Below are 6,473 nucleotides of genomic sequence, written 5' to 3' on the forward strand. Positions count from 1 at the left end.
TGACGGGCGAGGACGGCACTGCAAACCGGCGACTATCTATCGAGTCTGCTTTCGGATCGACTCGACCCGCGAGCCCTGCCCACGGTGGTATTTGCCCTCGCAGGTTTCGTCGCCTTTTCGACCGGCACCAGCTGGGGCACGATGGCGATCCTGACGCCGCTCTCGGTAACGCTGTCACTGGACCTTGACCCGAGTGGCGGCCCCGGCGGCGCGATTTGCTTGGCAACGACCGGGTCCGTGTTGGCTGGGGCAATATTCGGCGACCACTGCTCTCCGATCTCCGACACCACCGTCCTCTCTAGCCGAGCGTGTGGATGTGACCACCTGCAGCACGTCCGCACACAGATGCCTTACGCCCTTACCGTCGCGGTGGTCTGTGTCGTTCTCGGCTCGATTCCCGCAGTTCTGGGAGTCTCTCCGTGGATCTGTCTAATCATGGGGATCGTTGCACTAACGGGTATCGTGCGTTTCGTTGGCAAGCCCGACAGCGATTTTGAAAGTCCTACAGAGCGATTGTAAAAACGGACGCTCTCAGCGGCCCCAATGAGTGATTTTTGCCGTATTTGAGCAAAATTCTTATGTCGGCATCAGTATTGCATTGAATTGGAGAAAAAGAATAACAATCAAGCATCAACGATGATGCTAACTCTGGACAAGGTACACGGATGCTTCGACACACATTATGGATGCTCGTTCCTCTGGGACTCGCCGCCACTCAACCCACGAGTGTCGAGGGGCAAGACTTCTCACGGCAAAACCAAGCGACTGCATCTATCGACACACCTCAAACTCGCCTCCGCCCGATTGGATCGCCCAGCGCAGTCGATCGCTATCGATCACGAGAATCCAGCACGTCGTTGCGTGAAACGGCGTACCAAACCAGCGGGAACGCATTCCAATCGTCACAAGTTTCACACGACGCGACGAATCGCGGGACTTACGAAGGCTCGCAGATTCGTCAAGCGATGATGCAACAATCAGTGACGGCACCGCAACTGCCGCCAGACGCGTCGCCAAACGGTGGCGGCATGGGGTTGCCGCCGAACGGTTTTGCAGTCCCCTCCACTCCGCCAAACAATAGTGCACCGCCGAGCGGCTTCACACCTCCTCCGAGCAGTTTCACGCCTCCCCCTACCGCGCAGCCTTCGGCACCGTCGCTACCGCCATCGTCCTCGGCTACGTCGGCTCCGCCTACGTCGCTGCCCGCTGGCCCGAATGCATTTTCGCCCGCGCCGCCTCCGTTGTCGTCCGGCCCCGGCGGACAAAACACGCTTCCTTATTCGCCCAATAGCAGCAGCGATTTGACGCCGCTCGCCCAACCTGAACTGCAAACCGAATTTGCAACAATGAGCAATTCTCCGTGCATCAGCGCACCGAGCAGCTACACCGCCGCATGTGCTTCTCCGTACATGCCGGTCAGCTACTATGCCGCTGATCCCTGCGCCGTTCCGACAACCCTGCCGTCAACGACGACGATTGCTCCTGCGCCAACCTTCGCCCCGGCTCCGAACGTGGCAGTGGCGCCGCCTGCGGTCTACGGCACTCCGATTACGCCTGGCACCGCAGCCCCCATCGGATCACTGTTCACACTTGGGCAGGAACGCAACCTGGTCCAGGTCGGGCAAGGATTGTGGGGCCAACCGGTCGCCTATGTACCCGGACAAGGCGTGCGAAACTGGATCCGCTACTTCTTTCCATAATCAGAACAGCGATCGCTCTGATACAGCCTAGGCTAAATGCCCGCCCCACTTTCTCGCCCCCAATTTCAAGCCGGGGCCGATGCAACTAGACTGATGGTCGCTGTGTGTTCTCTGCACACACGGCTTACCCACACGCTTCGCTAACGCCGCAGATGAAGCGTGTCATTCCGTCTTGTCGCCGATCCATCGAGTCATGAATTCCAGCGAGAAAATCACCGAAATCTTTGCCGCTGTCTTTCAAGACCTTAACGACGAACGGCCAGAGGAACAGCAGCTCGAATTTGATGCCAGCACGCCGCTGGTTGGTTCGCGAAGCTCACTCGATTCCATCGAGATGGTCACGCTGTTGGTGAATTTGGAAACCTCTCTCTCTGAATCCTTCGGCCGCCCGATCCGTTTGTCCGACGAAAAAGCGATGTCCGAAACCCGTAGCCCGTTCAAGAACATCGCGACGCTCGTCGCATTTGCGACCAAAGTTGTTGAAACATCGAACGATGATTAACACAACGATCCCGCGGAACGAACGTACCATTCTGATCACCGGAACCAGCCGAGGCATCGGACGTCATCTCGCCGAGCGATTCCTGTCCGCGGGTGACACGGTGATCGGCTGCAGCCGCAGCGCCGCTACGCCCGATGGATTGACGTCCGAATCATCTCATCGCTACTCACACCACCGCGTGGATGTGTCGGATGAATCAGCGGTCCGCCAACTGTTTCATGAGATCAAACAGCAGCATGGCCGGCTGGACGCTTTGATCAACAACGCGGGCATCGCGTCGATGAACCACAGTTTGCTGACGCCGATTGAAACCGTGCGATCGATTTTTGAAACCAACGTGATCGGGACCTTCTTGTTCTGCCAGGAAGCCGCCAAGCTGATGCTCGCGAATCGCAGCGGTCGCATCGTCAACATGGCAAGTGTCGCTACGCCGCTAAAACTCGAAGGCGAATCGGCCTACGCCGCCTCCAAAGCCGCTGTGGTCAGCCTGACCGAAGTGCTCTCGCGTGAATTCGCCAAGTCGGGCATCACCGTCAATGCGGTGGGACCATCGCCGATCGGAACCAATTTGATTCGCAATGTCCCCGCGGAAAAAATAGACCAATTGATCAACCGCCAAGCGATCAAGCGACTCGGGACCGCCGATGATGTTTACAACGTCGTTGATTTTTTCCTCCGTCCGGAAAGTGAATTCATCACCGGACAAGTCATCTACTTAGGTGGTGTCTAGCCCGCCAACGACCTGATGCCGACACGCTTTCTACAAGACCGTTTTCGCGAAGTCCCGCACGACGACGCAATCCGATGGCATGGCGAATCGTTCTCGTACGCTTGGTTGCTCGACGCCATCGATCAATGGGATGCCCGACTCGATGAACACGCTGTTCACCCGGGTACCGTCACTACACTCATTGCCGACTTTTCGCCCCACTGCGTCGCAGCTCTCTTTGCTCTGATCCAGCGTGGCGCAATCATTGTCCCGATCTCGGAATCGTCGCAGAACAAACATCACACCTACGAACAACTCGCTCAGTGCGAGGTTGCGATCGAAATCGCTGGCGACAAAACATTCTCGATCCGCAACCTAACCAACGCACCTGCGGCAGAACACCAACTGTATGCAGAACTGAGATCCGTCGCTCATCCAGGACTGGTCCTGTTCTCGTCGGGATCGACCGGCGAACCAAAAGCCGCAGTCCACGATTTCACTCGGCTGCTCGACAAATTTCGCCGACCGGGGCGAGCACAGCGGACGCTGGCATTTTTACTTTTTGATCACATCGGCGGCCTCAACACGATCCTGCATACGCTGGGCAGTGGCGGATGCGTCGTCGTACCAGCGAACCGGTCAACCGAATCGGTGTTGGCTGCGATACAGGACCATGCCGTCCAGCTACTTCCCACCTCGCCCACATTCCTAAAACTGCTGCTAATGCGTTCCGCTTGGCAGGATTACGATCTGAGTTCGCTGCAGATGATCACCTACGGCACCGAACCGATGTCCGCAAACATCCTTGCCGCACTGAACAAAAAACTTCCGCATGTCAGCTTCAAGCAAACCTATGGATTATCGGAAGTCGGAATCTTGCGATCCAAGTCCAAAGACTCGTCGTCATTGTGGATGCAACTTGGCGGCGACGGAGTGCAAACACGTGTCGTGGACAACATTTTGCAAATCAAATCGCACTCGACCATGCTCGGTTACCTAAACGCAGCCTCGCCATTCAGCGAGGATGGTTGGTTTGTCACCGGCGATGCGGTGGAGCTCGATGGCGAGTACTTTAAAGTGCTCGGCCGAGTTGGCGAGATCATCAATGTGGGCGGCGAAAAGGTTTATCCGGCCGAAGTCGAAGCAGTGATCGAAATGATGCCTCAGGTTCATACGGCGGCCGTCTATGGCGAATCCAACGCGATCATGGGAATGATCGTTTGTGCTCGCGTTAGACTGAATCCGGAAATACAGATTTCGGCAAAAGAATTGACTCGCTTGGTGCGGCAACACTGTCGACACCACCTGTCACCCAAACAAATCCCGATTCGAGTCACGATCGATCCGCAATTATCACACGACGAACGCTTTAAAAAGCAACGCACGCCACGAGAGTGACCGCGTTGCTGCGATAGGTACCGAGCAAAGCGAACTTTGCTGAAGCGGCCTTAACCTTCGAGTTCTTCCCAACGCTCAAACGCAGTAGCGAGCTGTTGTTCCAGATCAGCCAACTCACCGCTGACTTTGGCAATTTCGGCTCCACCTTTTTGATAGAACGTCGGATCCGCCATCCGATCGTGAAGTTTTGCAATCTGGACTTCGAGTTTTTCGATCCGCGCGGGCAACTGCTCAAGCTCGTGCTTGTCTTTGAACGACAGCTTTTTCGCGGCCGGTTTCGCCGGCTTCGCAGCGACGGATTCTTTCTTGCTCTCGTTTTTCACCGTGTCGACAAGCTGCTTCTCAGATTCGCGGCGACGTTCCACCGCCGCTTGCCAATCGTCATAACCGCCGACGTACTCGTTCACGCCATCGTCTTCGAACACGATCGTACTGGTCACGACGTTGTTCAAGAACGTTCGGTCGTGGCTAACCATCAACACAGTTCCGGCGAACTCGACGAGCTGTTCTTCGAGCATCTCGAGGGTTTCCGAATCAAGGTCGTTTGTCGGTTCGTCCAACACGATGACGTTTGCGGGCTGGGTCATCAATCGAGCCAATAGAGCACGATTGCGTTCACCGCCCGACAGAAATTTGATTTGGGTACGCGCACGCTCGGGGGTAAACAGGAAATCCTGCAAGTAGCCGACGATATGTTTGGTCTTGTCGCCGATTTGAATTTGATTCCCGCCGTCGCCAACGCATTCTTGCACTGTCTTTTCGGGATCAAGCGTATCCCGCAGTTGATCGAAGTAGGCGATTTTCAGATTGGTCCCCAAACGCACATTGCCTTCCTGCGGATCGAGTTGGCCAAGCAACAGTTTCAGCAGCGTCGTCTTTCCCGCTCCGTTGCGACCGATAATCCCAAGCTTGTCGCCACGCATGATCGTCGTCGAAAAATCATTCAGGATCGGCTTGTCTTCGTAGGAAAACGAAACGTCCTTTAGCTGGGCGACTAGCGCCCCGCTGCGCTGGGCCTGCTGTAGATTCAGCTTCGCCTTGCCTTCTCCGGTACGTCGCTCGCTGCGGTTCTGACGCATGGCCTTCAGTGCACGCACGCGACCTTCGTTCCGTGTTCGCCGCGCCTTGATGCCCTGGCGGATCCAGGCTTCTTCTTCGGCCAATTTCTTGTCGAACAATGCGTTCTGTTTTTCTTCTGCTGCCAGAGCCTGCTCTTTTCGCTGCAGAAAGGTTTGATAGTCGCAGGACCAATCGAACAGGCGGCCTCGATCAATCTCCCAAATTCGTGTCGCAAGATTTTGCAGGAACGAGCGATCGTGGGTAACGAAGATCAGCGTCTTTTCCCAGCGGCTTAAAAAATTCTCGAGCCAAAGAATCGAGGCGATATCCAAATGGTTCGTCGGCTCGTCCAACAGCAACACGTCGGGACTCCGCGAGATCGCGCGTGCCAGCAGCACCCGCCGTTTCAGCCCACTGGATAGAGTCTGAAAATCGGCATCGGGATCTAATTGCATCCGCGACAGTGTGGAATCGGCGGCATGCTCGATCTTCCAAGCCTCTTCGTAGTCATGGTCGTCATCCTGAGCTTCGTTTTCGCCCAGCACGATCGACTTGATTGTCCCCTTCCAGTCACGAGGCACCTCTTGGGACAGCCTCGCCACGCGAGCCCCCGAACGGAGCGTGACCGAACCGCTGTCGGGCACGACGTCACCGGTCAGAATCCGCATCAGCGTCGTTTTTCCCGCGCCGTTACGTCCCAGAAGTCCAATACGTTGCCCCATCTCGATCTTGGCCGAAACCGAATCGAGCAGTGAAGGGCCGCGAAAGCCAATAGTCAGGTTATCAATCGATATAAGCGTCATGCCAAGAGTGGAACGAACGCAAGCGAAATCGTCCAGAGGAAGTCAATTCAAGATTTTTTTGGTTGGAGAACTTCACGGTCGACAGCAAGCCCCCCGATACCTCACTACCATGTGGGTCCCCGCCCTTGTTTGTTAGCATAAGCGGTGCAGCCAATGAGAGCGGGACATTCCCCCTTAAGCAGGTAGACAGGAACATTGGGTGCAATCCCGTTAGCCATTTGGGCCAACGCTGTTGAAGCATTTTTTCGTAGCGAAACTCGCAGAGAGTTTCGGTTTTACTCGCGTAGCCGAAAGTCTCTGCG

Annotated in this window: 6 protein-coding genes; 5 read left to right on the top strand and 1 reads right to left on the bottom strand. The window is 55.9% G+C overall.

The window, feature by feature from the left end:
• Positions 1-18 precede the first annotated feature (18 nt).
• The 5 genes from RMSM_RS15850 to RMSM_RS15870 all read left to right on the top strand — a co-directional run bounded on the left by RMSM_RS15850 (position 19) and on the right by RMSM_RS15870 (position 4,309).
• A complete protein-coding gene (locus RMSM_RS15850; RefSeq protein WP_081614178.1) occupies positions 19-519 on the top strand; it encodes a Na+/H+ antiporter NhaC family protein in 501 nt (166 codons plus the stop codon).
• Positions 520-665: 146 nt separating this feature from the next.
• Positions 666-1,700 carry a hypothetical protein gene (locus RMSM_RS36970; RefSeq protein ID WP_144057686.1) on the top strand — a complete coding sequence of 345 codons (1,035 nt, stop codon included), beginning with the start codon at positions 666-668 and terminating at the stop codon, positions 1,698-1,700.
• A gap of 193 nt (positions 1,701-1,893) precedes the next feature.
• Positions 1,894-2,202, top strand: a complete 309-nt coding sequence (locus RMSM_RS15860) for a hypothetical protein (RefSeq protein ID WP_008698084.1) — start codon at positions 1,894-1,896, stop codon at positions 2,200-2,202.
• Positions 2,195-2,932: an SDR family NAD(P)-dependent oxidoreductase gene (locus RMSM_RS15865; protein ID WP_008698085.1), complete on the top strand. Its 738-nt coding sequence runs from the start codon at positions 2,195-2,197 to the stop codon at positions 2,930-2,932. The genes RMSM_RS15860 and RMSM_RS15865 overlap by 8 nt, the downstream gene beginning before the upstream one ends.
• Positions 2,933-2,947: 15 nt before the next feature.
• A complete protein-coding gene (locus RMSM_RS15870; RefSeq protein ID WP_008698087.1) occupies positions 2,948-4,309 on the top strand; it encodes a class I adenylate-forming enzyme family protein in 1,362 nt (453 codons plus the stop codon).
• Between the two features lie 50 nt (positions 4,310-4,359).
• Here the strand turns inward: RMSM_RS15870 and abc-f are convergent, their stop codons facing one another.
• Positions 4,360-6,171, bottom strand: coding sequence for a ribosomal protection-like ABC-F family protein (gene abc-f / locus RMSM_RS15875; RefSeq protein WP_008698089.1), 1,812 nt, complete (start codon positions 6,169-6,171; stop codon positions 4,360-4,362).
• Between the last annotated feature and the right edge of the window lie 302 nt (positions 6,172-6,473).

This window comes from Rhodopirellula maiorica SM1 (genome assembly GCF_000346295.1).
Lineage (GTDB): Bacteria > Planctomycetota > Planctomycetia > Pirellulales > Pirellulaceae > Novipirellula > Novipirellula maiorica.

What these genes read in the sequence shown, in the direction of transcription:
- RMSM_RS15865 (WP_008698085.1), top strand. Translation starts at nt 2,195, where the DNA reads ATGATTAACACAACGATCCCGCGGAACGAACGTACCATTCTGATCACC.
- RMSM_RS15860 (WP_008698084.1), top strand. Translation starts at nt 1,894, where the DNA reads ATGAATTCCAGCGAGAAAATCACCGAAATCTTTGCCGCTGTCTTTCAA.
- RMSM_RS15870 (WP_008698087.1), top strand. Translation starts at nt 2,948, where the DNA reads ATGCCGACACGCTTTCTACAAGACCGTTTTCGCGAAGTCCCGCACGAC.
- RMSM_RS36970 (WP_144057686.1), top strand. Translation starts at nt 666, where the DNA reads ATGCTTCGACACACATTATGGATGCTCGTTCCTCTGGGACTCGCCGCC.
- abc-f (WP_008698089.1), bottom strand. Translation starts at nt 6,171, where the DNA reads ATGACGCTTATATCGATTGATAACCTGACTATTGGCTTTCGCGGCCCT.